This window comes from Kaistia dalseonensis, from assembly GCF_030814715.1.
GTDB lineage: Bacteria > Pseudomonadota > Alphaproteobacteria > Rhizobiales > Kaistiaceae > Kaistia > Kaistia dalseonensis.
The window spans coordinates 463,800-489,588 of sequence record NZ_JAUSVO010000005.1; the positions used below are offsets into that span (position 1 = coordinate 463,800).

26 protein-coding genes are annotated in these 25,789 nt (G+C 65.3%); 11 read left to right on the top strand and 15 right to left on the bottom strand.

Annotation, left to right across the window (positions count from 1 at the left end; all coding sequences use genetic code 11):
• Positions 1-161: 161 nt before the first annotated feature.
• Entirely contained in the window at positions 162-1,151 is a 990-nt protein-coding gene (locus QO014_RS19315; RefSeq protein WP_266350370.1) for an SDR family oxidoreductase, read from the bottom strand.
• 43 nt (positions 1,152-1,194) lie between these two features.
• Complete coding sequence (locus QO014_RS19320) at positions 1,195-2,091, bottom strand: NAD(P)-dependent oxidoreductase (RefSeq protein ID WP_266350371.1); 897 nt, start codon at positions 2,089-2,091, stop codon at positions 1,195-1,197.
• A gap of 98 nt (positions 2,092-2,189) precedes the next feature.
• Here QO014_RS19320 and QO014_RS19325 point away from each other — a divergent pair, with 98 nt between their 5' ends.
• Positions 2,190-3,260 carry a LacI family DNA-binding transcriptional regulator gene (locus QO014_RS19325; RefSeq protein WP_266350372.1) on the top strand — a complete coding sequence of 357 codons (1,071 nt, stop codon included), beginning with the start codon at positions 2,190-2,192 and terminating at the stop codon, positions 3,258-3,260.
• A gap of 26 nt (positions 3,261-3,286) precedes the next feature.
• Positions 3,287-4,264, top strand: a complete 978-nt coding sequence (locus QO014_RS19330; protein WP_266350373.1) for a 2-hydroxyacid dehydrogenase — start codon at positions 3,287-3,289, stop codon at positions 4,262-4,264.
• 160 nt (positions 4,265-4,424) lie between these two features.
• On the opposite strand, the gene QO014_RS19335 is transcribed toward QO014_RS19330, so the two are convergent.
• From QO014_RS19335 to QO014_RS19355, 5 genes are read right to left on the bottom strand one after another with little or no spacing between them, the layout of a single operon-like run.
• Positions 4,425-5,180 (bottom strand): SDR family oxidoreductase, encoded by a 756-nt coding sequence (locus QO014_RS19335; RefSeq protein ID WP_266350374.1) that lies wholly within the window; start codon positions 5,178-5,180, stop codon positions 4,425-4,427.
• A 53-nt stretch (positions 5,181-5,233) separates the two neighbouring features.
• Entirely contained in the window at positions 5,234-5,920 is a 687-nt protein-coding gene (locus tag QO014_RS19340) for a GNAT family N-acetyltransferase (RefSeq protein ID WP_266350375.1), read from the bottom strand.
• Positions 5,917-6,096, bottom strand: coding sequence for a hypothetical protein (locus QO014_RS19345; protein WP_266350419.1), 180 nt, complete (start codon positions 6,094-6,096; stop codon positions 5,917-5,919). The genes QO014_RS19340 and QO014_RS19345 overlap by 4 nt, the downstream gene beginning before the upstream one ends.
• A 19-nt stretch (positions 6,097-6,115) precedes the next feature.
• The gene (locus QO014_RS19350) at positions 6,116-6,409 is read right to left on the bottom strand and encodes an immunity protein CdiI family protein (protein WP_266350376.1); all 294 of its coding nucleotides are present in this window, start codon (positions 6,407-6,409) and stop codon (positions 6,116-6,118) included.
• A 12-nt stretch (positions 6,410-6,421) separates the two neighbouring features.
• Entirely contained in the window at positions 6,422-8,218 is a 1,797-nt protein-coding gene (locus tag QO014_RS19355; protein ID WP_266350377.1) for an IlvD/Edd family dehydratase, read from the bottom strand.
• A gap of 163 nt (positions 8,219-8,381) precedes the next feature.
• Here QO014_RS19355 and QO014_RS19360 point away from each other — a divergent pair, with 163 nt between their 5' ends.
• Complete coding sequence (locus QO014_RS19360) at positions 8,382-9,566, top strand: pyridoxal phosphate-dependent aminotransferase (RefSeq protein ID WP_266350378.1); 1,185 nt, start codon at positions 8,382-8,384, stop codon at positions 9,564-9,566.
• Between the two features lie 70 nt (positions 9,567-9,636).
• Here the strand turns inward: QO014_RS19360 and QO014_RS19365 are convergent, their stop codons facing one another.
• Both QO014_RS19365 and QO014_RS19370 read right to left on the bottom strand, forming a co-directional pair.
• A complete protein-coding gene (locus tag QO014_RS19365; protein WP_266350379.1) occupies positions 9,637-10,440 on the bottom strand; it encodes a tellurite resistance TerB family protein in 804 nt (267 codons plus the stop codon).
• A 109-nt stretch (positions 10,441-10,549) separates the two neighbouring features.
• Entirely contained in the window at positions 10,550-11,191 is a 642-nt protein-coding gene (locus QO014_RS19370) for a 2-dehydro-3-deoxy-phosphogluconate aldolase (protein WP_266350380.1), read from the bottom strand.
• Positions 11,192-11,354: 163 nt separating this feature from the next.
• On the opposite strand from QO014_RS19370, the gene QO014_RS19375 reads away from it, so the two are divergent.
• From QO014_RS19375 to QO014_RS19385, 3 genes are read left to right on the top strand one after another with little or no spacing between them, the layout of a single operon-like run.
• A complete protein-coding gene (locus tag QO014_RS19375) occupies positions 11,355-12,029 on the top strand; it encodes an energy-coupling factor ABC transporter ATP-binding protein (protein WP_266350421.1) in 675 nt (224 codons plus the stop codon).
• Complete coding sequence (locus QO014_RS19380) at positions 12,026-12,625, top strand: energy-coupling factor transporter transmembrane component T family protein (protein WP_266350381.1); 600 nt, start codon at positions 12,026-12,028, stop codon at positions 12,623-12,625. The genes QO014_RS19375 and QO014_RS19380 overlap by 4 nt, the downstream gene beginning before the upstream one ends.
• Positions 12,626-12,676: 51 nt before the next feature.
• Positions 12,677-13,237, top strand: coding sequence for a biotin transporter BioY (locus QO014_RS19385; RefSeq protein WP_266350382.1), 561 nt, complete (start codon positions 12,677-12,679; stop codon positions 13,235-13,237).
• A gap of 36 nt (positions 13,238-13,273) precedes the next feature.
• Here QO014_RS19385 and QO014_RS19390 read toward each other — a convergent pair whose 3' ends face one another.
• The 4 genes from QO014_RS19390 to purE form a co-directional block, all read right to left on the bottom strand.
• Positions 13,274-14,266, bottom strand: a complete 993-nt coding sequence (locus QO014_RS19390) for an LLM class flavin-dependent oxidoreductase (protein ID WP_266350383.1) — start codon at positions 14,264-14,266, stop codon at positions 13,274-13,276.
• Between the two features lie 86 nt (positions 14,267-14,352).
• A complete protein-coding gene (gene ileS, locus QO014_RS19395) occupies positions 14,353-17,514 on the bottom strand; it encodes an isoleucine--tRNA ligase (protein WP_266350384.1) in 3,162 nt (1,053 codons plus the stop codon).
• A 360-nt stretch (positions 17,515-17,874) separates the two neighbouring features.
• Positions 17,875-18,963, bottom strand: coding sequence for a 5-(carboxyamino)imidazole ribonucleotide synthase (locus tag QO014_RS19400; RefSeq protein WP_266350385.1), 1,089 nt, complete (start codon positions 18,961-18,963; stop codon positions 17,875-17,877).
• On the bottom strand, positions 18,956-19,420 hold the full coding sequence (purE, locus tag QO014_RS19405; protein ID WP_266350422.1) for a 5-(carboxyamino)imidazole ribonucleotide mutase: 465 nt from the start codon (positions 19,418-19,420) through the stop codon (positions 18,956-18,958). Before purE ends, QO014_RS19400 begins: the two co-directional genes overlap by 8 nt.
• Positions 19,421-19,587: 167 nt before the next feature.
• Between purE and QO014_RS19410 the strand changes: the two genes are divergently transcribed.
• On the top strand, positions 19,588-20,253 hold the full coding sequence (locus tag QO014_RS19410) for a GGDEF domain-containing protein (protein ID WP_266350386.1): 666 nt from the start codon (positions 19,588-19,590) through the stop codon (positions 20,251-20,253).
• A 47-nt stretch (positions 20,254-20,300) separates the two neighbouring features.
• Here the strand turns inward: QO014_RS19410 and QO014_RS19415 are convergent, their stop codons facing one another.
• Positions 20,301-20,507, bottom strand: coding sequence for a YdcH family protein (locus QO014_RS19415; RefSeq protein ID WP_266350387.1), 207 nt, complete (start codon positions 20,505-20,507; stop codon positions 20,301-20,303).
• A 265-nt stretch (positions 20,508-20,772) separates the two neighbouring features.
• On the opposite strand from QO014_RS19415, the gene QO014_RS19420 reads away from it, so the two are divergent.
• Complete coding sequence (locus QO014_RS19420; protein ID WP_266350388.1) at positions 20,773-20,955, top strand: YdcH family protein; 183 nt, start codon at positions 20,773-20,775, stop codon at positions 20,953-20,955.
• A gap of 98 nt (positions 20,956-21,053) precedes the next feature.
• Here the strand turns inward: QO014_RS19420 and QO014_RS19425 are convergent, their stop codons facing one another.
• Positions 21,054-22,226 (bottom strand): OpgC family protein, encoded by a 1,173-nt coding sequence (locus tag QO014_RS19425; RefSeq protein WP_266350389.1) that lies wholly within the window; start codon positions 22,224-22,226, stop codon positions 21,054-21,056.
• Between the two features lie 303 nt (positions 22,227-22,529).
• Here QO014_RS19425 and QO014_RS19430 point away from each other — a divergent pair, with 303 nt between their 5' ends.
• The 3 genes from QO014_RS19430 (at position 22,530) to QO014_RS19440 (ending at position 25,779) form a co-directional block, all read left to right on the top strand.
• Positions 22,530-23,036 carry a MarR family winged helix-turn-helix transcriptional regulator gene (locus QO014_RS19430; RefSeq protein WP_266350390.1) on the top strand — a complete coding sequence of 169 codons (507 nt, stop codon included), beginning with the start codon at positions 22,530-22,532 and terminating at the stop codon, positions 23,034-23,036.
• Positions 23,033-24,202, top strand: a complete 1,170-nt coding sequence (locus tag QO014_RS19435) for an HlyD family secretion protein (RefSeq protein WP_266350391.1) — start codon at positions 23,033-23,035, stop codon at positions 24,200-24,202. Before QO014_RS19430 ends, QO014_RS19435 begins: the two co-directional genes overlap by 4 nt.
• 62 nt (positions 24,203-24,264) lie before the next feature.
• Complete coding sequence (locus tag QO014_RS19440; protein WP_266350392.1) at positions 24,265-25,779, top strand: DHA2 family efflux MFS transporter permease subunit; 1,515 nt, start codon at positions 24,265-24,267, stop codon at positions 25,777-25,779.
• Positions 25,780-25,789: the final 10 nt, after the last annotated feature.

Genomic DNA, 25,789 nt, shown 5'->3' on the forward strand with positions numbered 1-25,789 from the left:
GCACAAATCATGGGCAGCCGTCGGTGATGCCTTCATCGGAACGGCCAGTCCTGTTCGCTCACGGCAGAGCACCGGCCGCACCACCTGCCAATGCGTTCGACGTCGCATCGGCTCGGCCGCACTCCGGCGGGGGCCCTGCGGATGAAACCGCCGGGCTGCGATCAGCCCTGCCCGAGCGCCGCCTGCTCGCTGGCGATCCGGTCCATGATCGGATTGAGATCAACCGGCTTGCCGGCATTGGCAGCGATGCGGCGCTTCACATGCGCGATCGATTCCGCCAGCACCTCGTCAATGTTCTCCGAGCAGGTGAAATCTCCGGCGACGCGCTTGACCTTGGCATTGTCGAACAGTGCCGCCCAGGTCTTGTCGCCCATCAGCGGACCTTCCCATTCGGGATTGTAGCGGATGAGCGTATCGGTCGGGACATGGACGATTTTCGCCTCGACGCCGAGCCCGGCGGCGATGGCGCGATAGATCTGGTCCCAGCCATAGCCCTTGTCCGAGGTGATGTGGAAATCCTCGCCGAGCGCCGCTTCCTTGCCGAACAGGCCGATGAAGGGCACGGCGAGATCGACGGAGCGCGTCAGCGTCCAGGGGGTCGTGCCGTCGCCGCAGACGATCACCGGCAATCCGGCCAGCATGCGATAGGCGGTCGTGTCGCCATCGTTCATCATCGAGGGCAGGCCGTTGCGGACCGTATGGCTCGGGCGCACGATGGTCCAGGGAAGTTGATCCTGCGCCTTCAGCAGGTTCTCGCAGGCGATCTTGCGCTGGCTATAGGGCCAGAACGGGTTCACCGCCGGGGTCTTTTCGGTGATGACATAATGCCGGGCCGGCTTCTCATAGACCGAGGCCGACGAGATGAAGATGTACTGGCCGGCATGGCCGGTGAAGGTCGCGATGTCGGTCGCCATCTCCTCCGGCGTGAACACCATGAACTGGCAGACCACGTCGAAGGACTGGCGGGCGAGCGCGCCATAGGCGGCCGCGTCCTTCATGTCGCCGACGATCGAGGTGACGCCGGCCGGCAAGCCCGCATCGGCGCGGCCGCGGTTGAAGACCGTGACGCGGTGGCCGGCCTCGACGGCCTTCTCGACGCAGGGCAGCGAGATCTGGCCGGTTCCACCGACAAACAGGACGTTCAGGGACATGGGGACTATCCGCTTGTAACTGGGTTGAAGGGGCCGGTCGCGATCAGGCGAGCTTGGTGCCGTTCTGCGTCGCGACGAAATCCGACAGCATCGGCACATAGCTCTCCGCGCCGCCGGCCGCCGCAAAGGCCGCGAACTGGTTCTTCACCGCCGAGCCCATGACGTTGACGACAGCGGCATTGTCGGCCATCGCGCCGAGATAGCGCAGGTCCTTGTAGGCATTGGCGATGGTGAAGCGGTGGGCGTTCTCGTCGCGCGTCATCACCCAGGTCATGAAGGTATCGTAGAAGCCGCAGCGCATGCGGCCCTGCCCGATGACCGAGTGGAACACCTCCGGCGTGATGCCCACCTTCTGGCCGAGCGCCAGCGCCTCGGAATAGAGGCTCGCATAGCCGAGCGAGATGAAATTGTTGATCAGCTTCATCTTGTGGCCCGCGCCGACCGCGCCGACATGGACGATCGTCGCCGCCCAGCAGGCGATCAGCGGCTGGACCTCGGCGAATGTGTCGGCGTCGGTGCCAACCAGCGCCTGCAGCGTTCCGGCCGCCGCACCGGCCGGCGTGCCGCCGAGCGGCGCATCGACGAGCCGGGCGCCGACAGCGGCAAGCCTCGCGGCGAGCGCCACCGTCGAGGTCGGCTCGGCGGTCGAGCAATCGATGACGATGAGGCCGTCGCTCGCACCGGCGAGAATGCCGTTCGGCCCCTCGATCACCGCTTCCACTTCCGGCGAGCCGGTGACGCAGAGGAAGATCACGTCGCAGCCCTTTGCCATTTCGGCAGGCGTCGAGACCTCGTTGGCGCCGCCCGCGACCAGGCGATCGACCGCATCGCGCCGGCGATTGGCCATCACGGTGAGTTGGCCGTGCTTGGCCAGTATGTTGGCGGCCATGCCTTCGCCCATATATCCGAGCCCGATGAAGCCGACCTTGCGATCAGACATTGCGTCCCTCCCAAAGATTGGAAATTCCGATGTTTCCCGAAACTAAATTGGTTTAAGCCGTTAGGATAGAGGCAGCCGACGAGGAGACCGGCCGGTCGATGAGCGAAATGAGCGACCAGGGAGAGACGTGGCATCCGACCGAGCCGCGACGCGGCCTGACGTTGCGTGCCCTCGGCGAACAGCTCGGGCTCTCCACCGCGACCATATCGCTGGCGCTGCGCGATTCGCCTTTGGTGGCGGAGTCCACACGCCTGCGCGTGCGAGCGCTCGCCGAGGAAGTCGGCTATGTCGCCAACCGTTCCGCCGCCAGCCTCAGGACCGCGCGCACCAATATGGTCGGCGTGGTCGTGCACGACGTGCTGAACCCCTATTTCGCCGAGATCTTCCGCGCGGTCGAGGGCGCCCTCAACGCCCAGTCTCTCGCGATCATGATCTGCAATCATGGCGACGATGTCCGCCGCCAGCGCACCTTCGTCGAAACGCTGATGCAGCATCGCGCCGACGGGCTGATCATCTGCCCGGCTGTCGGCACGACGCCCGAGGAAATGAACCGCATTGCGCGTTCGGGCATGCCCTGCGTCATGATCTGCCGCGATGTCGGCGGCACGGGCGAGGTCGACCTTCCCATGGTGCGCGGCGACGATTTCGCCGGCTCGCGTTCCGTCACCCGCCATCTGATCGCCGCCGGCCACCAGCGCATCGCCTTTGTCGGCGGGCGGCGGGCCTCCAGCGCCGGCCGTGAGCGCCATGCCGGCTATGCGGCGGCGCATGAGGAAGCAGGCCTGACGCTCGATCCCACGCTCCATATTTCCGAAGCGATGACGGCGGCCGGCGGGCGCGACGCGGCGCCGCATCTGCTGTCGCTATCGCCACCCCCCACGGCGATCTTCGGCTTCAACGACCTCGTCGCCTCCGGTCTCATCGCGGCGCTGCACCGCGCCGGCATCACGCCGGGACGCGATATCGCCGTGGCGGGCTATGACGATACCGAACTCGCGGCCTGGTCGACGCCCGCCCTCACCTCCGTGTTCAATGTTCCCGAGCAGATCGGCAGCCTGGCCGCCGACCTGCTGCGCCGCCAGATCGAGGGTGAGCGCGTGCCGCCGGAACATGTCCTGATCGAGCCGGCGCTTCGCATTCGCGAATCCACCGATCCCGCCAAACGCTGACCTTATCGACAGGAGACCTGAGCCCGATGTCCCGGCCCGAAATTCTCATGCCCGGCCGCATGCTGAAGAGCGTCAACGACGCCCTCGACCAACGCTTCACCGTCCACAGACTCTATGAACTCGCCGATCGCGAGCCGCTGCTCGCCGAAGTCGCGCCCCGAATCCGCGCGATCGCCTGCGGTGGCGGCGGACCGATCATCGACAAGGCCCTGATCGACCGCTTGCCGGCGCTCGAGATCGTCGCGAATTTCGGCGTGGGCTATGACAATGTCGACGCGAAATATGCCGCGACCAAGGGCATCATCGTGACCAACACGCCGGATGTGCTGACCGAGGAAGTCGCCGATACGGCGCTCGGCCTGCTCCTCAACACCGTGCGCGAATTTCCGCAGGCAGAGCGCTATCTGCGCGCCGGCAAATGGCCGCGCGGCCCCTATCCGCTGACAACGGGCACGCTGCGCGACCGCACGGTCGGCATCGTCGGCCTCGGCCGCATCGGCAAGGCGATCGCAAGGCGGCTTCAGGCCTTCGACGTGCCGGTGGTCTACCATAATCGCAGCCCGCAGCCCGACGTGTCCTATCGCTATTATCCCGACCTCATCACCATGGCGAAGGAAGTCGACACGATCGTCAGCGTGCTGCCGGGCGGAGCCGCTACCGACAAGCTGATCGGTCGCGCCGTGTTCGATGCGCTCGGTCCGCGCGGCATCGTCGTCAATATCGGCCGCGGCACCGTCGTGGACGAGGCGGCGCTGATCGAGGCATTGACCGAAAAGCGCATTCTGGGCGCCGGCCTCGACGTGTTCGAGAAGGAGCCGCAGGTTCCCGAAGCGCTGATCGCGCTCGAAAACTGCGTCCTGCTCCCGCATGTCGGCTCGGCCTCGCTCTATACGCGCGACGCCATGGGCCAGCGCGTGATCGACAACCTGACCGCATGGGACGAGGGCAAGCCGCCGCTGAGCCCGGTCGGCGAGACGCCGTTCACTGGGTGGAAGACGAAATAGTCCCGTCCGCCGCCTTCGCTCTCGCCATCATCCCGGGAAATCGCCCGGGATGATGCGCGCGGCGCGGCTAAAGCGCCTCAGCGAAATCGACGCCGCTTCGCGTCAAGAAAGCGCTGTAAATCAAATAGATAGATCGCCTCAGCGTTTCCGCTGAGATGGTCTAGAGCGCGAAGCCGCCATCGGCCAGATGGACCTGACCCGTGGTGTAGCTCGCCTCGTCCGACGCCAGATAGACTGCCAGATACGCGATCTCCTCCGCCGTTCCGAGCCGGCCCATGGGCTGGCGGTCGATGAACTGCTGACGGATCTCAGCCTCGCTCTTGCCGGTCTTCGCCGCCTGATCGGCAATGCGGCCATCGAGCGAAGGCGACTGGATCGTGCCGGGCGAAATCGCATTGACGCGGATGCCCTGGCGGATGTGATCGGCCGCAACCGCCTTGGTGAGGCCGACGACCGCGGCCTTCGACGCGCCATAGACATAGCGGTTCGGAATGCCGCGCACCGAGCTCGCGCCGGATGCGATGTTGATGATCGAGCCGGAGCCCTGCGCCAGCATGCCGGGCAGGAAGGCGCGGATCGTGCGATGCATCGACTTCACATTGATGTCGAAGGAGAAATCCCAATCCTCGTCCGAGGTGGAAAGCGCAGTGCCGTGATGGACGAAGCCGGCGCAGTTGAAGAGGATGTCGACGGGCCCGACCTGCTGGGCCAGCGCCTCGATGGCCTCGGTCGAGCGGACATCGAGCGGATAGGCCTCCGCCACGCCATGCGTCCCCAAGTCGGCGATCAGCTCCCCCTTGAGATCCGTCGCGATCACATGCGCCCCCTCGGCGGCGAAGGCGATCGCGGTGGCGCGGCCGATCCCGGCGCCGGCCGCAGTCAGGAAGGCGCGCTTGCCCTTCAGACGGTCCGTCATGATTGTTTCTCTCTCCCTATATTGTTCTTGATCGCATCCTGCGGCCGTGGCGTTCAGGCGCGCAGATCCTCCAGTCGACGAATCTGACGCCCCTCCGCGTCGAAATTCGCCGGGTCGAGCCAGGCTTCGAAAGCCGCGTTGGCGCGCGGCCATTCATGGTCCAGCAGCGAGAACCAGGCCGTGTCGCGATTGCGGCCCTTGATGATCATGTGCTGCCGGAACGTGCCCTCATAGGTGAAGCCGAGCCGCAGCGCCGCGCGCCGCGACGGGGCGTTCAGGTCGTTGCACTTCCATTCATAGCGGCGGTAGCCGAGATCATCGAAGGCATGGCGCATCATCAGATACATCGCCTCGGTGGCCCCGGGCGTGCGCTGGAGCGCGGGCGTGAACAGGAGATTGCCGACCTCGATGGCGCGATCGGCGGGAGCTATCCGGAGATAGGTGGCGTGGCCGACGGCGCGCCCCGACGCCTTGTCGACGATGGCGAAGAGCAGCGGATCATCCCTGGTCTGAGCCACCGCATAATGGGCCGCGAAAGCCTCATAGTCGGCGAACGGCCCTTGGCCCAGATAGGCCCAGAGGTCTTCATTCTCACGTCCTGCCGAGAGCGCGAAGATATCGCGGCCATGCAGGGCGAGATCGAACGGCACGACAGAGACGAAACGGCCGTCCAGCGTGACGCGCCCGGGCCGGGGCGCGGGCTTCGCGTCGACGGGAACGCCGACCGGCAGGGTACTCATGCGACGGCATCCTTTCTGGCGGGGATGGGCAGGCCGCGGCGGCGAAGCTCGGCCTTGATGCCGTCCGGCAGGTCGCGGCAGCCGCAATGTTCGATATGGGCAAGGTGCCAGGCGATACGCTGATCGAGCGTCGCCTTCAAGGGCATGGGGTTGGCCTCATGCCAGGCCTTGTTCATCCTGCCCAAGACGGCCCCCTCAGAACTTCGTCTCGATCTCCCAATCGTCATCCAGCTCGTCGCGGATGGCGGCTGCGATCAGCTGTCCCTCGGCGCGCCAGACGATTTCGGCCTCGGCGGAGGGAAAGGATGATCCCGCCGGGTGGGCGGGATCATAGATGGCGTCGAAGGCGTCGCCCCAGGCTTCGATCCGGTCCATCAGCTCTTCCGACAGATCCAGATCCTCGATCTCGACCGGAAAGGGCGGCTTGTTCTCCGGAACGATCCAGAGATGCTCGCCGACCCCTTCAGGCGCGATCAGAAGCTTGGGCATTAACGCTTTCGCCTAGTGGTTGTCGCGCGGAACGCCGAAGGTCTGCGCCACCTTCTGATACTTCACCGCCGGCTTCAGGACCATGCCGTCCGCGAGCTGGTCGGTCATGGCGCGCTGGATTTCCTGCCACGGCGTCTGGCTGGCCGGGAAGTGGTAGCCGCCATGCTTGTTGAGCTCAGCATAGCGGGCTGCCAGCTCCTCATCCGAGATCAGGATGTTGGCCTGGCCCTTGTTCAGGTCGACGCGGACGCGGTCGCCCATGCGCAGGATAGCGAGACCGCCACCGGCGGCTGCTTCCGGCGAGGCGTTCAGGATCGACGGCGAACCCGACGTGCCCGACTGGCGACCGTCACCGATGCAGGGCAGCGAGTGGATGCCGCGCTTGATGAGGGCTGCAGGCGGCTGCATGTTCACGACTTCCGCCGCACCCGGATAGCCGATCGGGCCGGTGCCGCGGATGAAGAGGATGCAGTGCTCGTCGATCTCGAGCGTCTCGTCGTCGATCCGGTGATGGTAATCCTCCGGCCCGTCGAACACGATCGCGCGGCCTTCGAAGGCCTCCGGATCGCTCGGATTGGAGAGGTACCGGTCGCGGAACTCCTTCGAGATCACGCTCGTCTTCATGATGGCGCTGTCGAACAGATTGCCGCGCAGCACGATGAAGCCGGCGTCCTTGACCAGAGCCGTATCGAAGGTGCGGATGACGTCGGGAAGCTCGATCACCGCGTTGCGGCAGTTCTCGCCCATGGTCTTGCCGTTGACCGTCATCGCGTTCTCGCGGATCAGGCCGTGCTTCATCAGTTCGGCGACGACGGCGGGGACGCCGCCGGCATGCTGGAAGTCTTCACCGAGATATTTGCCGGCCGGCTGCAGGTTCACGAGCAGCGGAACCTTGTGGCCAAGCTCCTGCCAGTCATCGACATTGACCTCGACGCCGACGTGGCGGCCGATCGCGTTGATGTGGATCGGGGCGTTGGTCGAGCCGCCGATCGCCGAATTGACGATGATCGCGTTCTCGATCGCCTCGCGGGTGATGATGTCGGAGGGCTTCAGGTCTTCCCAGACCATCTCGACCGCGCGCTTGCCCGTCTCGTACGCGATCTGCTGGCGCTCGCGATAGGGCGCGGGAATCGCGGCCGAACCGGGAAGCTGCATGCCGAGCGCTTCGGCGAGCGAGTTCATCGTCGAGGCCGTGCCCATCGTGTTGCAATAGCCGGTCGACGGCGCCGACGAGGCGACGATCTCCATGAACTCTTCATAGTCGATTTCGCCGGCGGCGAGCCGCTCGCGCTGCTTCCAGACGATCGTGCCCGAACCGGTGCGCTCGCCCTTGTACCAGCCGTTCAGCATCGGGCCGACCGACAGCGCGATCGCCGGAATGTTGACGGTGGCGGCGGCCATCAGGCAGGCCGGCGTCGTCTTGTCGCAGCCGATCGTCAGCACCACGCCGTCGAGCGGATAGCCATAGAGCAGCTCGACGAGGCCGAGATAGGCGAGGTTGCGATCGAGCGCGGCGCCGGGACGCTTGCCCGTCTCCTGGATCGGATGAACGGGGAATTCCATCGCGATGCCGCCGGCCTCGCGGATGCCTTCGCGCACGCGCTCGGCCAGGACCAGATGGTGGCGGTTGCACGGCGACAGGTCCGAACCCGTCTGCGCGATGCCGATGATCGGCTTGCCGGACTGCAATTCCTTGCGCGTCAGGCCATAGTTCAGATAGCGCTCCATATAGAGCGCCGTCATTCCGGGGTTGCCGGGATTGTCGAACCAGGCTTGCGAACGGAGCTTGAGCGGTGAGCTTGAGGACATGGTGACTTGTCTCCCGGACTAAATCGGTTTGATTTTGGCCGGAGGATGCGCTGAAACATCATACGAAATCAATGGGCGTCTGTTGTGCGCTGCGGCATGCGACGGGACACCCGAAAGAACGCGTCCCGAGAGACGCCACAGAGGGGCCGAGGAGAGTTCGATCATGTTCCACACCGTCGCCAATTTCGACCGTATCGGCGAGGAAAACGCCTTTTCCGTGCTGGCGCGCGCCACCGAGCTGGCGCGCCAGGGCCGCGACATCATCAATCTCGGCATCGGCCAGCCGGATTTCAAAACGCCGGAGCACATCGTCGAGGCGGCCGTGAAGGCGCTGCGCGATGGCGAACACGGCTATACGCCGGCCACGGGCATTTTGCCGCTGCGCGAGGCGGTCGCGGCCGATGTGGCCAAGCGCTCGGGTGCGCCGGTCTCGCCGGAGCAGGTCGTGATCGTGCCGGGCGGCAAGGTGACGATGTTCGCCGCGATCCTGATGTTCGGCGAACCCGGCGCCGACATCCTCTATCCCGATCCCGGCTTCCCGATCTATCGCTCGATGATCGAGTTCACCGGCGCGCGGCCGGTGCCGATTCCGATTCGCGAGGCGAACGCCTTCGCCTTCTCGGCCGAGGAGACGCTGGCGCTGATCACGCCGCAGACCCGGCTGATCATCCTGAATTCGCCTGCCAACCCAACCGGCGGCGTGACGCCCAAGGCCGAGATCGACAAGCTCGTCGCCGGCCTCGCCAACTGGCCCGATGTCGCGATCCTCTCGGACGAGATCTACGGCCAGATGGTCTATGACGGTCTCGCCCACACCTCGCTGCTCTCCTATCCGGAGATCCGCGACCGCGTGATCCTGCTCGACGGCTGGTCGAAGACCTATGCCATGACAGGCTGGCGCATGGGCTATTCGGTCTGGCCGCAGCCGCTCGTCGACAAGATCCGCAAGCTCGCCGTCAATTGCTGGTCCTGCGTCAACGCGCCGGCGCAATGGGCCGGCCTCGCCGCGCTCACCGGCCCGCAGGACGCCGTCCATGCGATGGTGGCCGAGTTCGACGCCCGCCGCCATGTCGTGGTCGCCGAGACCAACAAGCTGCCGAACGTTTCCTGCGCCGTGCCGAAGGGCGCGTTCTACGCCTTCCCCAACATCACCGCGACGGGTTGGAAATCGAAGCCGCTCGCCTCGGCGCTGTTGGAGGAAGTCGGCGTTGCGACGATCGGCGGTCCGGATTTCGGCATTCATGGCGAGGGCTATATCCGCCTCTCCTACGCCAATTCGACCGAGAACATCCTGAAGGCGCTCGCCCGCATCGGCGCCTTCCTGGAGAAGAACGCCAAGGCGGCATAAGGGCTCGTCTCGCCCGAAAGTGTAGCGTCACCCCGGGCCCGGCCCGGGATGACGCCACCCAAGAGCCCGATCAGGCGGCCGCGCTCGCGACCGTCTGCTCGATCGCGGTCTTCAATTGCGCGTCGAAGCCGAAGCGGGCCGCCAGCATGTCGAGATAGGCACGCTCGGCCGGCGAGCCCGGCGGCGCGATGACCAGCAGCGACGCGGCATAGAGCTGGATCGAATGCTCGGGCCCCGTCGCGGAATCGACGATTCTGTTGATGTCGAGCGGCGCGGCCAGTTCGGTGTTGAGGAAGGCCTGCTCCTCCGCCGACAGCCCGCCCTCGGAGAGCTTGCCGATGATCTTCTGCTTCTCGGTCTCGTCGACCTTGCCGTCCGCCTTTGCCGCCGCGATCATGGCCGAGATGATCGAGAGCGCGACGAGATCCGGCGCGCCGGCATTGGCCGGATTGAAGCCGGTATCCGCGGGCGCCGGTACTTGCGGCACGCTCGCAGGCGTTGCCGGCGGCGGCGCGTCCGGATTGTTGATCTTGTATTGCTGGTAGGCCTTGTAGGCGAGCGTGCCGATCGCGGCGAGGCCGCCGAGCGTCAGCGCATCGGCCTTGATCTTCGGCCCCTTGCCGCCGAGCAGCACGGTGGCGAGGCCGCCGGCGATGACCGTGGAAAGGCCCGGATTCTTCTTGGCATAGTCGGTAACCTGGCCGACCACGCCGCCAAGGCCACCGCCCGAGGATTGACCGCCGCCCAGCACGCCGCCGACAAGATCGCCGAGCCCGCCCAGATTGCCGAGGCCGCCCGACGCGCCCTGCGCCGTCGTCCCCTGCCCTCCGGCAGCGCCCAAGAGCTGGTCCAGCAACTTCTTGCTGTCGAACATGGTCGTCTCCTCTCGTTCTGTCCGCCCGTTGCGGGCTTTTCGGACGTAGTGAACGCGAGAGGCGACGACAAGGGCGGGACGGTTACCGAACCGCCGAAGCGGCCGGCCGTCAGGCTGCCTTGAGCGCCGCCGCCTCGGCCGCCAGCGTCGTGATCGCCGCCCAGTCGCCGGCCGCGACGGCGGCGGCAGGCGCAACCCACGATCCGCCGACGCAGACAACGTTCTTGAGCGCCAGATAGGTCGAGGCGTTCTTGAGGCTGACGCCGCCGGTCGGGCAGAACATCAGGCCCGGCAGCGGCGAGGCGAGCGCCTTCAGATAGGGCGCGCCGCCGGCCTGCTCGGCGGGGAAGAACTTGGCGGCGCCATAGCCTTCCTCGAGCAGCCACATCGCTTCGCCGGCCGTGGCGATGCCCGGCAGCAGCGGAACGGGCGAGCCCGCCGCATGGGCGAGCAATTTCGGGCTGATGCCGGGGCTGACCAGGAAGGTCGAGCCGGCGGCAACCGCCTCGTCGAACTGCTTCGGCGTCAGGATCGTGCCGGCGCCGACATTGGCGCCCTCGACCTCGCCCTTGATCGCGCGGATGCATTCGAGCGCGTCGGGGGTGCGGAGCGTCACTTCGAGCGCCGTCAGCCCGCCGGCGACCAGCGCCCTGGCAAGCGGCACCGCCGTCTTGACGTCGTCGATGATGAGCACCGGAACAACCGGCGCGGCTTTCACTATGGGGAGGAGTGCGGCGAGATTCTGGGTCATGAGATGGTTGTAGCCAAAGCCGTAACGGAGGGAAAGAGCACCGTTTGACCCAGATCGGCGGATCGCTGAGCCGGCTCCGTTGTTGTCGTCGATTGACCCGGCGCATGACAGCCTCTATCGCATGCGGCAACGCACAACCGGCAAGCGGGAGCGCCGAACGCGCATGATCGTGCTGGAAGCCGTCAGCCATGATTTCGATGGCCGGCCGGTCCTCGTCGATATCGATCTCACGCTCGCCGAGCGCCGCATCGGCATTGTCGGCGCCAATGGATCGGGCAAGAGCACCTTTGCGCGCCTGCTGAACGGCCTCGTCGTCCCGAACCACGGCCACGTGCTGATCGACGGCATCGACACGCGCAAGGACGTCAAGGCGATCCGGCGCAAGGTCGGCTTCGTGTTCCAGAATCCCGACCACCAGATCGTCATGCCGATCGTTGCCGAGGACATGGCCTTCGGCCTCAAGGCGCGCAAGATCCCGAAGGGCGAGATCGACGGCCGGATCGACGCCGCGCTCGCCCGCTACGGCCTCGGGCATCTGCGCGAGCGGCCGGTCCACACGCTTTCCGGCGGCGAGAAGCAGCTCGTCGCGCTCTCGGCCGTGCTGGTGACCGAGCCGACCATCATCGTCTTCGACGAGCCGACCACGCTGCTCGACCTCCGGAACCGCAACCGCGTCGCGGAGGCGATCGATGCGCTGCCGCATCCGACCATCGTGGTCACGCATGATCTCGACCTTCTCTCCGGCTTCGAGCGCGTGCTGATGATCGCCGATGGCCGCGTGGCCGCCGATGGCCGGCCGGCCGACGTGCTCGCCTTCTACCGCGAGCAGATGCGGTGACGATCGGGCTCTACCAGCCCGGCCATTCGGCCCTGCACAGGCTGCCTGCGGGCGCCAAGCTCGCCGGGCTGCTGGTCGTGTCGCTGGCGCTTTTCCTCATTCCCTCGACGGCGCTGGCGCTTCTGTCCGTGCCGGTGGCCTTTGCGGTCTACCTCTCGACCGGCGCACCCTTTCGCCGCCTGATCGCGGAGCTGCGCGGCCCGGCCGTGCTGCTTCTGATCATCTTCGCCTTCCATGCGATATTCGGCTCGATCGCCGACGGCGTGCTGACCGTGGCGCGTTTCGCGACGCTGATCCTGCTCGCGAGCGCCATCACCCATGCGACGCCGATTTCGGAAATGGCGGCGCTGGTCGAATGGCTGCTGAGCCCGCTGCGCCCGCTCGGCGTCAATCCGGAAAAGGTCGGCCTCGCCATCGCGCTCGCGATCCGCTTCATCCCGCTGATCGCGGAGGAGCTTCGCCATATCCGCGAGGCGCAGGCGGCGCGCGGCCTCGCCGCCAACCCGCTGGCGCTCTTCGTGCCGCTGATCATCCGCACGCTGAAGGCGGCCGACGAACTCGCCGACGCGATCGAGGCCCGCGGCTATGATGGTTGAACGAACGACATTTCAGATGAATGATCCAATCGAACAGGAGATCGGGATCCGATGACCAAGGACGTATCGACACGCGACATCGTCTATATCGCGCTCTTCGCCGCCCTGATGGCAGCGGTCAACCTCGTGCCGGCGATCCAGGTGGGCTTCCTGCCCGTCCCGATCACGGCGCAGACGCTCGGCGTAATGCTCGCCGGCTGCCTGATCGGCGCCAAGCGCGGCGGCCTCGCCATCCTGCTCTTCGTGCTGCTGGTCGCTCTCGGCCTGCCGCTGCTCGCAGGCGGCCATGGCGGCCTCGGCGTCTTCTTCGGCCCGACCGCCGGCTTCATCATCTCCTGGCCCTTCGCGGCCTTCGTCACCGGCTGGCTGACCGAGCTGAACTGGAAGCGGATGAATGCGGTCTGGTTCTTCATCTTCTCGGTGATCGGCGGCATCGGCGTCGTCTATCTGATCGGCATTCCGTGGCTCGCCTTCGTCGCCAAGCTCTCGCTGTTCGACGCGGCCAAGGGCTCGCTGATCTTCGTGCCGGGTGATCTCGTCAAGGCGATCGTCGCCGCCGTCATCGCCGAAACGGTCCGCCGCAGCTACCCGCTGATGCAGACGGCGCGGTAACGCGCCGTTACCGGATCGCGAACAGGATCGGCGCTGTCAACCGGCGCCGATGCCCCAGCTTTCGGCGATCAGTTCGACCGAGCGCAGCCGCGCCGCATGGTCGTAGACATCCGAAACCAGGATCAGTTCGTCGGCGCCCGTCTCCCTGACCAGCGCGTCGAGACCGGCGCGGACCGTCGAAGGCGATCCGACGATCGAGCGGGCCAACATCTGCTTCGCCTGCGCCCGCTCCATCGGCCCCCAATAGGTCTCGATGTCGTCGATCGGCGGCTTCGAAAGCCCGCGCGCACCCTTGAAAATATCCGCGAACGACATTTGCTGCGTCGTCGCCAGCCGCCTCGCCTCGGCATCCGTCTCCGCCGCGATCACATTGACGCCGACCATGGCATAGGGCCGGTCGAGCTGTTCCGACGGCTTGAAGCGGCTCTTGTAGATCTCCAGCGCCGGCAGCAGCAGATCAGGCGCGAAATGCGAGGCGAAGGCATAGGGAAGGCCGAGTTCGGCCGCCAGCATCGCGCCGAAATTGCTCGATCCGAGGATCCAGAGCGGAACCTCGGTGCCCGCCGCCGGCACGGCGACGATGCGCTGGTCGGGGCCGGCCGGCGCCAGAAACGCCTGCAATTCCAGCACGTCCTGCGGGAAATTCTCGGCATTGTTCGGCGAGCGGCGCAAGGCGCGCAGCGTCATCTGGTCAGTACCGGGTGCCCGGCCGAGGCCCAGATCAATGCGGCCGGGAAACAGCCGCGCCAGCGTGCCGAACTGCTCGGCGATGATGTAGGGCGCGTGGTTCGGCAGCATGATGCCGCCGGCCCCGACCCGGATCGTCTTGGTGCCTGCCGCGATATGGGCCAGCACGATCGAGGTCGCCGCACTCGCTATGCCGGCCATGTTGTGATGCTCGGCCACCCAGATGCGGTTATAGCCCCACGCTTCAGCATGGGCGGCGAGATCGCGGGCGTTGTCGAGCGCACCTCTCGCATCCGTCTCTTCCGTCACGCGTACGAGTTCGAGAATGGACAAGGGCGTCATGGCAATCCCCAATCATGCGGCGAGGGCCGGAAAAGGCATCGCCCGGCCGAGATCGGCCGGGCGATAACATTCTTTATATCAGCACCTTAGCGAGCGACGCGGACGCCGATCTCGATCGGCTGTTCCAGAAGGCTCGTCTCCGAGACGAAGCCTTCCGGCTGGTCGTCGGTCGGGCGCAGCGTCTCGGCCAGCGTTTCTGCCCGGATCGTCTCGGCATGGTCGACGAGCACGTCGCCGAGGCCGTTGGCGATCCTGACCTCGATATGGATGCGGTCGGCGATCTGGAAGCCGGCTTCCTTGCGCGCCACCTGCACCAGGCGGATGAAGTCGCGTGCGATGCCCTCGCGCTCCAGCGCCTCGTCGACATGCGTATCGAGCACAACAACGCCGGCCGAGCCGTCGAACGGCGCCGCATCGACGCCGTCATTGGCCTGGAACTTGAGGAAGTACTCGCCCTTGGCCAGCACTACGCCTCCAACCTCGACAGCCTCGTCGGCGCCGAGCTTCCACTCGCCGGCCTTCGCGGCCGCAATGACGTTGCGCAGCGCCGCGCCCAGCCGCTTGCCGACAACCGGCAGGTTCGGCGTCAGGATAGGATGACCATAGTCCGAGGGAGTCGTCGAGAACACGACGTTCTTGACGTTCGCCTCGTCCTTGAGCAGGTCCTGGACCTTGATCAACTGGTCGACGTCCGTCGGGTGGGCGACGGTAAGCGTGGTGAGTGGCTGGCGCGTGCGCAGGTTCTTGACGGTGCGGATCGAGGCAGCGGCGGAAGCCACGGCACGGGCCAGATCCATGCGCTCGACCAGGGCCGCGTCATAGTCGAACGCCGACGCGTCCGGCCAGTCGGCCAGATGGACACTTTCGCCATCGACCAGCGCGCGGTGGATGTGCTCGGCGAGATAGGGCAGGAACGGCGCCAGCGCGCGCGTCATGGTAACGAGCACGGTGTATAGCGTGTCGTAGGCCGCCTGCTTGTCGACGTCCTTCTCGCCCTTCCAGAACCGCTCGCGCGAGCGACGGATGAACCAGTTGTTCAGCGCCTCGATGAAGGGCGGGAAGGCGTTGGTCGCGCCGGCGAGGTCGAGCTTCTCCATCGCCGCCTCGATGCCGCGGATCAGGTCGGCGGTCTTGGCGAGCATATAACGATCGAGCTCGGCGTCGGCCGTCGTGACCATCCGCCCCTTGAGGCCGTCGATATTGGCGTAGAGCGTGAAGAAGGAATAGGCGTTCCAGATCGGCAGCATCACCTGGCGCACGGTCTCCGCGATCGCGCGGCCGTCCTTCGGCATGGCGAGATCGCCACCCGAGAGCAGCGGCGAGGACACGAGATACCAGCGCAGCGCGTCGGCGCCATAGGTGTTGAAGACGTCGATCGGGTCCGGATAGTTCTTCAGCCGCTTGGAGAGCTTCTGCTTGCTCTCGTCCAGCACGACGCCATGGCACACGACCGAGCGGAACGGCGCCTTGTCGAAGAGCGCCGTCGACATCACCATCAGCGTGTAGAACCAGCCGCGCGTCTGCGCGACATATTCCACGATGAAATCGCCCGGGAAATGGTTCTCGAACCAGTCCTTGTTCTCGAACGGATAGTGCACCTGCGCGAACGGCATCGAGCCGGATTCAAACCAGCAGTCGAGCACGTCCTCGACCCGGCGCATCACCGACTTGCCCGTCGGATCGTCCGGATTCGGGCGGGTCAGATCGTCGATATAGGGCCGGTGCAGGTCATGCGGTCGCACGCCGAAATCCCGCTCGATCTCGTCGAGCGAGCCATAGACGTCGAGGCGCGGATAGTTCGGATCGTCCGACTTCCAGACCGGGATCGGCGAGCCCCAGAAGCGGTTGCGGCCGATGTTCCAGTCGCGCGCATTTTCCAGCCACTTGCCGAACAGCCCGTCCCGGATGTGCTCGGGCACCCAGGTGATGCCTTGGTTCAGCTCGACCATGCGGTCCTTGAAGGCCGTGACCTTCACATACCAGGAACGCAGCGCCTTGTAGATCAGCGGCTGATCGGTGCGCCAGCAATGCGGATAGTTGTGGTCATAGGTCTCGTGGCGCAGCACGACGCCGGCCTGATGCTTCAGGTCGCGGATGACGTCCTTGTTGGCCTCGAACACGTTCGTGCCCGCATAGACCGGTACGAGATCGGTGAAATTGCCGGCGAAATCGACCGGATCGACGACCGGGATGCCGTTCGCCTGCGCCAGCGCCATGTCGTCCTCGCCAAAGGCGGGCGCGATATGGACGACGCCGGTGCCGTCCGTCATCTCGATGAACGAGCCGGCATGGACACGGAAGGCGCCATTGGCGCGCTCGGCCTCGAAGAAGGGGAACAGCGGCTGATAGGTGCGGCCGACGAGATCGGCGCCCTTCAGCGTCGCGACTTCGACGAAGCCCTCAAGCTCGCGCGCGTAATTCACGACCAGCGGCGCGCCGACGATCACCCGCTCGCCATGCTTTTCCAGCACCGCATAGTCGGCATCCGGCGCCACGGCGAGCGCCATATTGGACGGCAGCGTCCAGGGCGTCGTCGTCCAGGCGACGAGCCGCGTCGGCGAAACCTCGCCCGGCAGCGGATCGAGCGTGAAGCCGACCGTCAGCGCCGGATCCTGGCGCATGCGATAGGAATTGTCGAGGCGCGTCTCGAAATTGGAGAGCGGGGTCTGCGCGGCCCAGGAATAGGGCACGACGCGATAGCCCTCATAGATCAGCCCCTTATCGTGGAGCTGCTTGAAGGCCCACATGGTGCTCTCCATGAAGGAGAGATCCATGGTCTTGTAGTCGTTCTCGAAATCGACCCAGCGCGCGGACCGCGTGACGTAATATTCCCAGTCCGACGTGAACTGCTGCACCGAGGTGCGGCAATGCTCGTTGAAGCGGGCGACGCCATATTTCAGGATTTCGAGACGGCCGGAAACGCCCAGCTCCTTCTCGGACTGCAGCTCGGCCGGCAGGCCGTGGCAATCCCAGCCGAAACGGCGATCGACCACCTTGCCGCGCATCGTCTGATAGCGCGGCACGAGGTCCTTCACGAAGCCGGTGACGAGATGGCCATAATGCGGCAGGCCGTTCGCGAAGGGCGGGCCGTCATAAAAGACGAATTCCGACGCACCCCGGTCGCGGCGCTGCGCGATCGAGCGTTCGAAAATACCGTTCTCCTTCCACCAGGCGCCGATCGCTTCCTCGATCTTGGGGAAGGACGGCGACGGCTCGGCGGCGGGATAAACGGTCTTCTGCTCTGTCATGACGGGGTCTTCGTTTCTCGGCGGAAATCGGCGCCTTCGATAGCGCCTTTGGGCGGGCTGCGCCACCCCTGAGGCAAGGGAGCAGCATATAGAGCGTGCAAGCCGGGTTTTGAAGGTCAGGGCAGCAGGAGGTTGCCGTCCCCTCTCCCGCAAAGCGGGGGAGGGTTAGGGAGGGGGCTAGCTGCCGAGACGTATCGAAATCAGAGCTCCATCCCCTCGTTCTCCGTCGGGGGATGAAAGCCCCCCTCTCCCACTCTTCCGCGCTTCGCGGGAGAGAGGGCGAACCGTGCACTTCATGACGCGCGAGCTTCTACGGCCAGCGCTCCCTCTCCCACTTGCGGGAGAGGGCTAGGTGAGGGCCTAACGCTTCGGCGCGATCCGGTTCACATGCCCCATCTTGCGGCCGAGACGGGTCTCGCTCTTGCCGTAGAGATGGAGCCGCGCTCCGCCTTCGGCCGCGAGGCGATGCCAGTCATCCGCCTCGGCGCCGACGAGATTGGTCATGACCGCATTCGAGTGGCGTTCGGTCGCGCCGAGCGGCCAGCCGGCGACGGCGCGGATATGGTTCTCGAACTGCGAGACAAGGCAACCATCCTGCGTCCAATGACCGGAATTGTGAACGCGGGGGGCAATCTCGTTGACCAGCAGCGTCTCGCCGCCACCGGTCTCGACCACGAACATCTCCACGGCGAGCAGGCCGACATAATCGAGCGCATCAGCGACCCTGATGGCGATCGCGCGCGCCGCGTCGGCGGTTGCCGGCGCGATGGCGGCCGGGACGGTCGAAGTCGCCAGGATGTGGTTGCGGTGGACATTCTCGGTGATGTCATAAACCGCCGTCTCACCCGACCGGCCGCGCACGACCAGCGCCGAAACCTCGCGCGCAAACGAGACAAAGCCCTCGAGCACCGACGGCTTGTGACCGACGGCATCCCAGGCGTGCGCCGGATCGTCACCCTCGCGGATCGCAACCTGCCCCTTGCCATCATAGCCGAGCCGACGCGTCTTCAGGATCGCCGGACGGCCGAGACGATCGAGCGCCGCCTCCAGATCCGCCACGCCGTCGACGCGCGCAAACGGCGCAACGCCAATGCCGAGGCTCTGCATCAGCTCCTTCTCGGAGAGGCGGTCCTGCGAGATGGCGAGCGCACGCGGGCTCGGCAGCACGTCGATCTGCTCGGCGAGAAACTTCGCGGTCGCAGCCGGCACGTTCTCGAATTCATAGGTCACGACGTCGACCGATCCGGCGAAGGCCGCCAGCGCGCTCTCATTCTCGTAGGAGGATACGGTGCGGGCCGCCGCGACATCGAAGGCCGGGCTCTCGCCCTCGGGCGAATAGATATGGCAGCGGAAACCAAGCTCCGCCGCCGCAACGGCGAGCATACGGCCAAGCTGGCCGCCACCGAGAATGCCGATGGTCGCACCGGGCTTCAGGACGGTATCAGACATCGTTGGACGGCCGCTCCTGCACTTTTTCCGTCTGCGCCGCACGCCATGCGTCGAGCCGTTCGGCGAGCGCGGGATCGTTCAGCGCCAGGATCGCGGCAGCCAGCAGCGCCGCATTGATCGCGCCGGGTTTGCCGATCGCCAGCGTGCCCACGGGAATGCCACCGGGCATCTGCACGATCGAAAGCAGGCTGTCCTGCCCCGAAAGCGCCTTCGATTCGACGGGAACACCGAGGACGGGCAGCGGCGTCATCGCGGCCGCCATGCCTGGAAGATGGGCAGCACCACCAGCACCGGCAATGATCACCTTGTAGCCGACATCGCGTGCGCTCTTGGCAAAGGCCACCAGCCGGTCCGGCGTGCGATGCGCCGAGACGATGCGGTCATCATGAGGAATGGCAAGCGCATCGAGCGTCTCGGCGGCAAAGCGCATGGTCTGCCAGTCGGACTGGCTGCCCATGATGATGGCGACCGGCGCCGTGGTTCCTGCCAAGCTCAACCCTCCGAGCGATATGGTGAAGGCCGCGGATTATAGAGGTGGACGCCTCATCCGCAAGTCGTGGCGCTGCCACGCGATCGTCACATCTTGTTAACCAGAATTGAACCAAAGCGCGGCACAATCGCTCCATGTCCGAGCCCCTGCCGTCCCGACAGCGCCGTATCGAGGCGCCCGAAGCGAACGAGATTCCGCCGACCCGTCGCCGGGAATTCCCGGCCGAGGCCGATCCGGCATCGTTTCCCGTCGAGCCGCGCGCCCTGATCCAACGGCTCTCGCAGGAGGTTGCGGCCTTGCGGCGCGCGCTCGAGCAGAGCCATCACCGCATCGCGACGCTCGAGGCCGAGGTCTCGGAAGATCCACTCTCGGGCCTTCTCAACGAGCGCGCCTTCAGCCGCGAGATCGAGCGCGCGCTGCAGTTCCAGGGCCGCTATCGCACCGTCACTTCGGTCGCGCTGGTGAATTTCGAAGGCCTCACCGCGATCGGGCAGCGCCTTGGCCGCACGGTCGCAAACCGGCTGCTGCGCATCATCGGCGACCATATCCGCGCCTCCATCCGCTCCTGCGACGTCGGCGCGCGGATCGGCGAGGAACAGTTCGGCATCGTGCTGTGGAATGCCGCGCCAGCCGATTGCGACCAGCGCCTTTCGGCGCTGAAGACCGCCATTGCCGGTCTGGACCTCGCATTTCTCGGTCCGGACGTGGCGATCGGATTTGACGTGGCCGTGACCGGGATCGAGCCGGGCGAAACGCCCGAGGCCATCATTGCCCGCGCCGATCAGGCCTTTGCGGCCTGATCCGGATCTCGCCGCAAGCCCAGACGCTCAGCAGCTGCCCCGTGCCATCAGGCGATGATGTCAGGCAGAAGTTGGTCGCCAAGTGCAGCGATCCTGTCCTTCAGCGCCAGTTTCTTCTTCTTCAGCCGCTGGATGCGCAAGGGATCGATCTTGCCGGTCTCCGACATCACGGCGATCGCCGCGTCGAGATCACTGTGCTCCTGCTTCAGCCGCGCGAGTTCGAACCGAACTTCTTGCTCTTCTTCCTCGGTCATACACCCCAACCTCGCCGAGACATGCCCGCCGGATCATGCCGGCGACGCGCACAGGATACATTGTCGAACAGCCTCTTGCGAGCCTCGTTTCCGATCAGCGCCCCCTTGACGAGGACCATCTCCGCCCACAGATCAGATAAAGGCGGGAACTGAGCCGGCGCGTCATTTGCCGGTCACAAAAGGTGTCCCGCCTGTTCGACAGCCCACCCGGCTTGTGGCATCCTGCCCCAGCCATCATCGGTCAAACGAAGGGAGGCCCATTCTCATGTCAATCGAATCGCATCTGGAAGCGCTGGAGCGGCGTCACGAAGCTCTTTCGCGGGAAATCGACGTTGTTACCAAGGCTCATCCGAGCGCGGATGCCGTGGAACTCGCCAATCTGAAGCGCAAGAAGCTCCAGCTCAAGGATGAGATCGCAAGATTGAAATCGAATGGAACCATCCACTAGGACGTGATCACGGCGATGCCAGTGCGCCCGGGGCGCTTGGCATCGCCACCCTAAAGAGCGCCGCGGCCTGGCCGCGGCGCTTCTTTTTTGGGAAGCTCCTATTCCGCCGGAACCATGCCCGCATTGCTGCGCCCACGCGCGCCCTCTTCGGCGGCGGACGGACGGGACGCGCTGGCCTTGGTCCAGTCCAGGAAGGCGGCGAGCCCGAACATGATGGCGAGCCCGACCGGTATCAGCAGGAGATCGAGCATGATGCCGGTCGCCGTGAAGGTCGGGTCGTTCGGCAGCCCGAAGACGCTTTCGCGCAGGATGTGGCCCGTGACGGCGAGCACGGTCGAGAGCCAGAAGACGGGCAAGGTGTTGCGGCCGAGACGAACGATCCAGTTCTCTGCATAAAGCCAGCGCTTCAGCATGGCCGGGATCGGGCTGAAGACGACGACATAGCCGATCGACACGACATGGAGGATGCGGAAGGCACCGACCCACGTCTTGTCGAAGCCGGACAGCCAGACCCATTGCGGCAGCGGCGGAAAGCTATCCCAATAATGGCCGACGACCAGGACGGCCGAGGCCACCAGATAGGCGAGCGCCAGCCAATAGAGCGTCTTGGAATAATACAGCCGATCGCCGCGCCGCAGCATCACGCCGCCGACAAAGCCGATCGTGAACAGGAACTGCCAGGTCAGCGGATTGAAGTACCAGCCCCCGGAAGAGGGGAAATTGGGCAGGTTGATCCGGAAGATATTGGCGACCAGCCAGAGCAGGAAGCTCGCGGCAACGGCGAGCGACAGGCGGAAGCGCGCGATCAGCATGATCGCCGGCAGCAAAGCCATCATGCCGATATACATTGGCAGGATGTTGAAATTGCCGGTCTGGTAGGTGAGCAGGCCGAGCCCCGCCAGCGCCTTGATCGGGACCTCGACGATCCAGCGACGCTCGTCCGGAAGCATGAGGCCAGGATCCTGCAACCAGATCGACGCGATGGCGTAGATCGAAAAGCCGATCAGGATCGAGGAGAGTTGCGCGATATAGAGCGTGCCGATCCGCTTGGCGACCAGCCCGACGGCGCGGGGCCCCTGCCCCGACACGAAGCGCGGGAAATAGGCGAGCGCGGCCGACATGCCGGCGAGCAGCACGAAAACCTCCGCCGCGTCGGACAAGCCGAAATTGCGATGGGTGAAATTCGAGAAGAAATTGCCGGGAATGTGATTGACGAAAATCGAAATCAGCGCGAGGCCCCGGAAGAAATCGATCCGGTAGTCTCGCGGCATGGCGGCGGCAAATCCTCGACTATTTCTGAAAACCATCGGCCCAATCTTCTCCTGGTACCCGTCAAACCCAGTTGGCACAGATGAAAATCCGATTAACCGGCAAACAAGGCCAGCTTGCGACAGATCGATAGGCTGATCAACGCGGCAAGCGGCCAAAAGGTCCGCCAATCGATTTCCTTGCCCGGTTCCACACACTCAAGGTCCGTCGCAGCGCCGCAATCGGCCTTGACGATCACGAACTGTGTCAGTTTGGCCGCATCAATGTCGTTGCATATTATAAGTAAGCTTATTATATGTTGAGGCATGAATACGCCGCCCCGTGAAAAACATCTTGGATTCCTGATCAACGACGTCGCGCGCCTGCTCCGCCGCGCGTTCGACCAGCGTTCGCAGGATTGCGGCATGACGCGGGCGCAATGGCAGGTTCTGGCCTATCTCTTCCACAATGAGGGGACAAATCAGGCCAGCGTAGCCGAAGCGCTCGATGTCGAGCCCATCACACTTTCGCGACATATCGATCGGCTCGAGGCGCTCGGCTTCGTGTCCCGCCTTCCCGACCCCACTGATCGACGCGCGCGACGGCTCTATTTGACCAAGGCAGTGCAGCCGCAGCTCGATGCCATGAAGGCGATCGGCATGGAGGTTCTCTCCGCGGCCCTCGAAGGCGTGTCGGACGACGAGACCGACCGCATGATCGAGGTGCTGAGCCGGATGCGTTCGAACATGGCCGGCCGCGGCATCGAAACCGTGGATGAGCCAGCGCCTGTGGCTCCTGGACGAAACGACAAGACGAAGAAGGCCCTGACATGAGTGCCGAACCCAAGCCGCGCGAAGCCGCTGACGCCAGCAATGAAAGCAGGCCAGCCGCCCCCGTCCTATCGATCGCCCCGCCGCCCACGGCTCCGAAGCGTCGCGGGCGTATCGCCCTCATGCTCGCCCTGCCCATCGTGCTCGCGATTGGCGGCGGTTATCTCTGGCTGACCGGCGGGCGCTACGTTTCGACCGACAACGCCTATCTCGAGCAGAATCGCGTCACGATCACGGCCGACCAGTCCGGCCGCATCGTCGAAGTCGCGGTGCACGAGAACGACCATGTGAAGAAGGGCGACCTGCTCTTCCGCATCGATCCCGAGCCCTATGAGATCGCGCTTCGCCAGGCCGATGCGGCCGTCGCAACGGCCCGCCTCCAGGTCGAGCAATTGCGGTCGGCCTATCAGCAGGCGCTCGTCGAGCAGAAGACCGCCGAGGATACGCTCGCCTATCAGGAGAAGAACTTCCAGCGCCAGCAGGACCTGCTCGCGCGCGGCGTCGCCTCCAACGCGGCCTTCGACGATGCGCAGAACAATCTTCGTGTGGCCGAGCAGGCCGTGGCGCAGGCGAAGGAAAAGGTCGTCGGCGCACTGACCGGCCTCGGCGGCAATCCCGACATCAAGACCGAGGATCATCCCGCAGTTCAGCAGGCCATGGCGGCCGATGCGAACGCGGCCCTGGCCTTGAAGCAGACATCGGCCTTCGCGCCGGCCGACGGCGTCGTATCGCAGACGGACCGCCTGCGCGTCGGCCAATATGTGACGAACCCGGCCATGGCACCGACGGCGCTGATGAGCCTGGTCGAAACCGGCACGACCTATGTCGAGGCGAATTTCAAGGAAACCGACCTCACGCATATGAAGGTCGGGCAGAAGGCGACCGTTACGCTCGATACCTATCCCGACCGGCCCTTCGAGGCGAAGGTCGAGTCGATCGATGCCGGAACAGGATCGGTCTTCTCGCTGTTGCCGGCGCAGAACGCGACGGGCAATTGGGTGAAGGTCGTCCAGCGCATCCCCGTCCGCCTCAAGCTCGACGGGACGGTCGACGTAGCCGCCTTGCGCGCCGGCATGAGCGCCGCCGTCGATGTCGACACCGAATACCACCGCTCGCTGCCCGGCCTCGGCCAGGCAGTCGCCGGGCCGAACACGCCCGCAACGCCGTGATCCCAACAGGCGCTGGTCCAGCCTAGCGGATTAGCGATCGCCGCCACGAGCATCGAAACGCGATGAGCACCACGGAATTCAAACCCGTACCGCATCGCGGGCTGATCACGCTTTCGATCATGCTCGCGACGATCATGCAGGTGCTGGACACCACGATCGCGAACGTCGCGCTCCCCTCCATGCAGGGATCGCTCGGCGCGGCGCAGGATACGATCACCTGGGTCCTGACGTCCTATATCGTGGCCGCGGCCATTGCGACGCCGATCACCGGCTGGTTTGCCGACCGGATCGGCATCAAGCGCCTGTTCCTGATCTGCATCGCCGGCTTCACGCTGGCGTCCATGTTGTGCGGCCTTTCCGGCAGCCTGATGCAGATGGTCGGATTCCGCATCCTGCAGGGCCTGTTCGGCGCGGCGCTGGTGCCGCTGTCGCAGACGGTTCTCCTCAACATCAATCCGAAGGAACGCCACGGCCAGGCCATGGCGCTCTGGGGCGCCGGCATCATGGTCGGCCCGATTATCGGCCCGACGCTGGGCGGCTGGCTGACCGACTCGTTCAACTGGCGCTGGGTGTTCTTCATCAACCTGCCGGTCGGCATCGTCGCCTTCACCGGCATCTTCATCTTCATGCGAGAAGGCGCCACGCGCAGCCGCAAGTTCGACTTCTTCGGCTTCGCCTTCCTCTCGCTCGGCATCGGCGCGCTGCAGATGATGCTCGACCGCGGCGAACAGAACGACTGGTTCTCCTCGCCCGAGGTGCTGATCGAGGCGGCGCTGACCTTGATCGGTTTCTGGGTCTTCGCGATCCACATGGCGACATCGAAGCTCACCTTTCTCGATCCGCACATCTTCAAGGACCGGAACTTCGTCACCGGGCTCGTCTTCATCTTCATCATCGGCATCATCCTGCTCGCCACCATGGCACTGCTGCCGCCAATGCTGCAGAACCTCTACGGCTATCCCGTCATCACGACCGGCGTGATCCTCGCGCCGCGCGGGGTCGGCACCATGGTCGCCATGATCCTGGTCGGGCGGCTGATGGGGAAGGTCGATCCACGCCTGCTCATCCTGCTCGGGCTGTCGGCGACGAGCTGGTCGCTCTACGAGATGACCACATGGGCGCCGCAGATGGGCTCGACGCCCTTCATGATCACCGGCGTCGTGCAGGGATTCGGCCTCGGCTTCGTCTTCGTGCCGCTATCCACCATCGCCTTTGCGACGCTTCCGCCGCATTGGCGCACCGATGCGGCGAGCCTCTTCAGCCTCGTGCGCAATCTGGGCTCCTCGATCGGCGTCTCGATCGTCGCGACGCTGCTGTCGCAAAATACGCAGATCAACCATCAGGTCCTCGCCGGCCACGTGACGCCGTTCAACCCGGCTTTGCCGGCCGAGGCCGCCATGGGCAGCCTTTCCAGCCTGCAGGCGATCGACAACGTCATCACGCGCGACGCGATGTTCATCGCCTATCTCGATGATTTCAAATTCATGATGTACGTCACGCTCGCGACGATTCCGCTCCTGCTCGTCCTGCGCTATCGGCCCCAGAAGGGTCCCGCGCAGCACGTCGCACTGGAGTAGCCCGGTTCGG

What these genes read in the sequence shown, in the direction of transcription:
- QO014_RS19315 (WP_266350370.1), bottom strand. Translation starts at nt 1,151, where the DNA reads ATGTCCCTGAACGTCCTGTTTGTCGGTGGAACCGGCCAGATCTCGCTG.
- QO014_RS19320 (WP_266350371.1), bottom strand. Translation starts at nt 2,091, where the DNA reads ATGTCTGATCGCAAGGTCGGCTTCATCGGGCTCGGATATATGGGCGAA.
- QO014_RS19325 (WP_266350372.1), top strand. Translation starts at nt 2,190, where the DNA reads ATGAGCGAAATGAGCGACCAGGGAGAGACGTGGCATCCGACCGAGCCG.
- QO014_RS19330 (WP_266350373.1), top strand. Translation starts at nt 3,287, where the DNA reads ATGTCCCGGCCCGAAATTCTCATGCCCGGCCGCATGCTGAAGAGCGTC.
- QO014_RS19335 (WP_266350374.1), bottom strand. Translation starts at nt 5,180, where the DNA reads ATGACGGACCGTCTGAAGGGCAAGCGCGCCTTCCTGACTGCGGCCGGC.
- QO014_RS19340 (WP_266350375.1), bottom strand. Translation starts at nt 5,920, where the DNA reads ATGAGTACCCTGCCGGTCGGCGTTCCCGTCGACGCGAAGCCCGCGCCC.
- QO014_RS19345 (WP_266350419.1), bottom strand. Translation starts at nt 6,096, where the DNA reads ATGAACAAGGCCTGGCATGAGGCCAACCCCATGCCCTTGAAGGCGACG.
- QO014_RS19350 (WP_266350376.1), bottom strand. Translation starts at nt 6,409, where the DNA reads ATGCCCAAGCTTCTGATCGCGCCTGAAGGGGTCGGCGAGCATCTCTGG.
- QO014_RS19355 (WP_266350377.1), bottom strand. Translation starts at nt 8,218, where the DNA reads ATGTCCTCAAGCTCACCGCTCAAGCTCCGTTCGCAAGCCTGGTTCGAC.
- QO014_RS19360 (WP_266350378.1), top strand. Translation starts at nt 8,382, where the DNA reads ATGTTCCACACCGTCGCCAATTTCGACCGTATCGGCGAGGAAAACGCC.
- QO014_RS19365 (WP_266350379.1), bottom strand. Translation starts at nt 10,440, where the DNA reads ATGTTCGACAGCAAGAAGTTGCTGGACCAGCTCTTGGGCGCTGCCGGA.
- QO014_RS19370 (WP_266350380.1), bottom strand. Translation starts at nt 11,191, where the DNA reads ATGACCCAGAATCTCGCCGCACTCCTCCCCATAGTGAAAGCCGCGCCG.
- QO014_RS19375 (WP_266350421.1), top strand. Translation starts at nt 11,355, where the DNA reads ATGATCGTGCTGGAAGCCGTCAGCCATGATTTCGATGGCCGGCCGGTC.
- QO014_RS19385 (WP_266350382.1), top strand. Translation starts at nt 12,677, where the DNA reads ATGACCAAGGACGTATCGACACGCGACATCGTCTATATCGCGCTCTTC.
- QO014_RS19390 (WP_266350383.1), bottom strand. Translation starts at nt 14,266, where the DNA reads ATGACGCCCTTGTCCATTCTCGAACTCGTACGCGTGACGGAAGAGACG.
- ileS (WP_266350384.1), bottom strand. Translation starts at nt 17,514, where the DNA reads ATGACAGAGCAGAAGACCGTTTATCCCGCCGCCGAGCCGTCGCCGTCC.
- QO014_RS19400 (WP_266350385.1), bottom strand. Translation starts at nt 18,963, where the DNA reads ATGTCTGATACCGTCCTGAAGCCCGGTGCGACCATCGGCATTCTCGGT.
- purE (WP_266350422.1), bottom strand. Translation starts at nt 19,420, where the DNA reads ATGGGCAGCCAGTCCGACTGGCAGACCATGCGCTTTGCCGCCGAGACG.
- QO014_RS19410 (WP_266350386.1), top strand. Translation starts at nt 19,588, where the DNA reads ATGTCCGAGCCCCTGCCGTCCCGACAGCGCCGTATCGAGGCGCCCGAA.
- QO014_RS19415 (WP_266350387.1), bottom strand. Translation starts at nt 20,507, where the DNA reads ATGACCGAGGAAGAAGAGCAAGAAGTTCGGTTCGAACTCGCGCGGCTG.
- QO014_RS19420 (WP_266350388.1), top strand. Translation starts at nt 20,773, where the DNA reads ATGTCAATCGAATCGCATCTGGAAGCGCTGGAGCGGCGTCACGAAGCT.
- QO014_RS19425 (WP_266350389.1), bottom strand. Translation starts at nt 22,226, where the DNA reads ATGCCGCGAGACTACCGGATCGATTTCTTCCGGGGCCTCGCGCTGATT.
- QO014_RS19430 (WP_266350390.1), top strand. Translation starts at nt 22,530, where the DNA reads ATGAATACGCCGCCCCGTGAAAAACATCTTGGATTCCTGATCAACGAC.
- QO014_RS19435 (WP_266350391.1), top strand. Translation starts at nt 23,033, where the DNA reads ATGAGTGCCGAACCCAAGCCGCGCGAAGCCGCTGACGCCAGCAATGAA.
- QO014_RS19440 (WP_266350392.1), top strand. Translation starts at nt 24,265, where the DNA reads ATGAGCACCACGGAATTCAAACCCGTACCGCATCGCGGGCTGATCACG.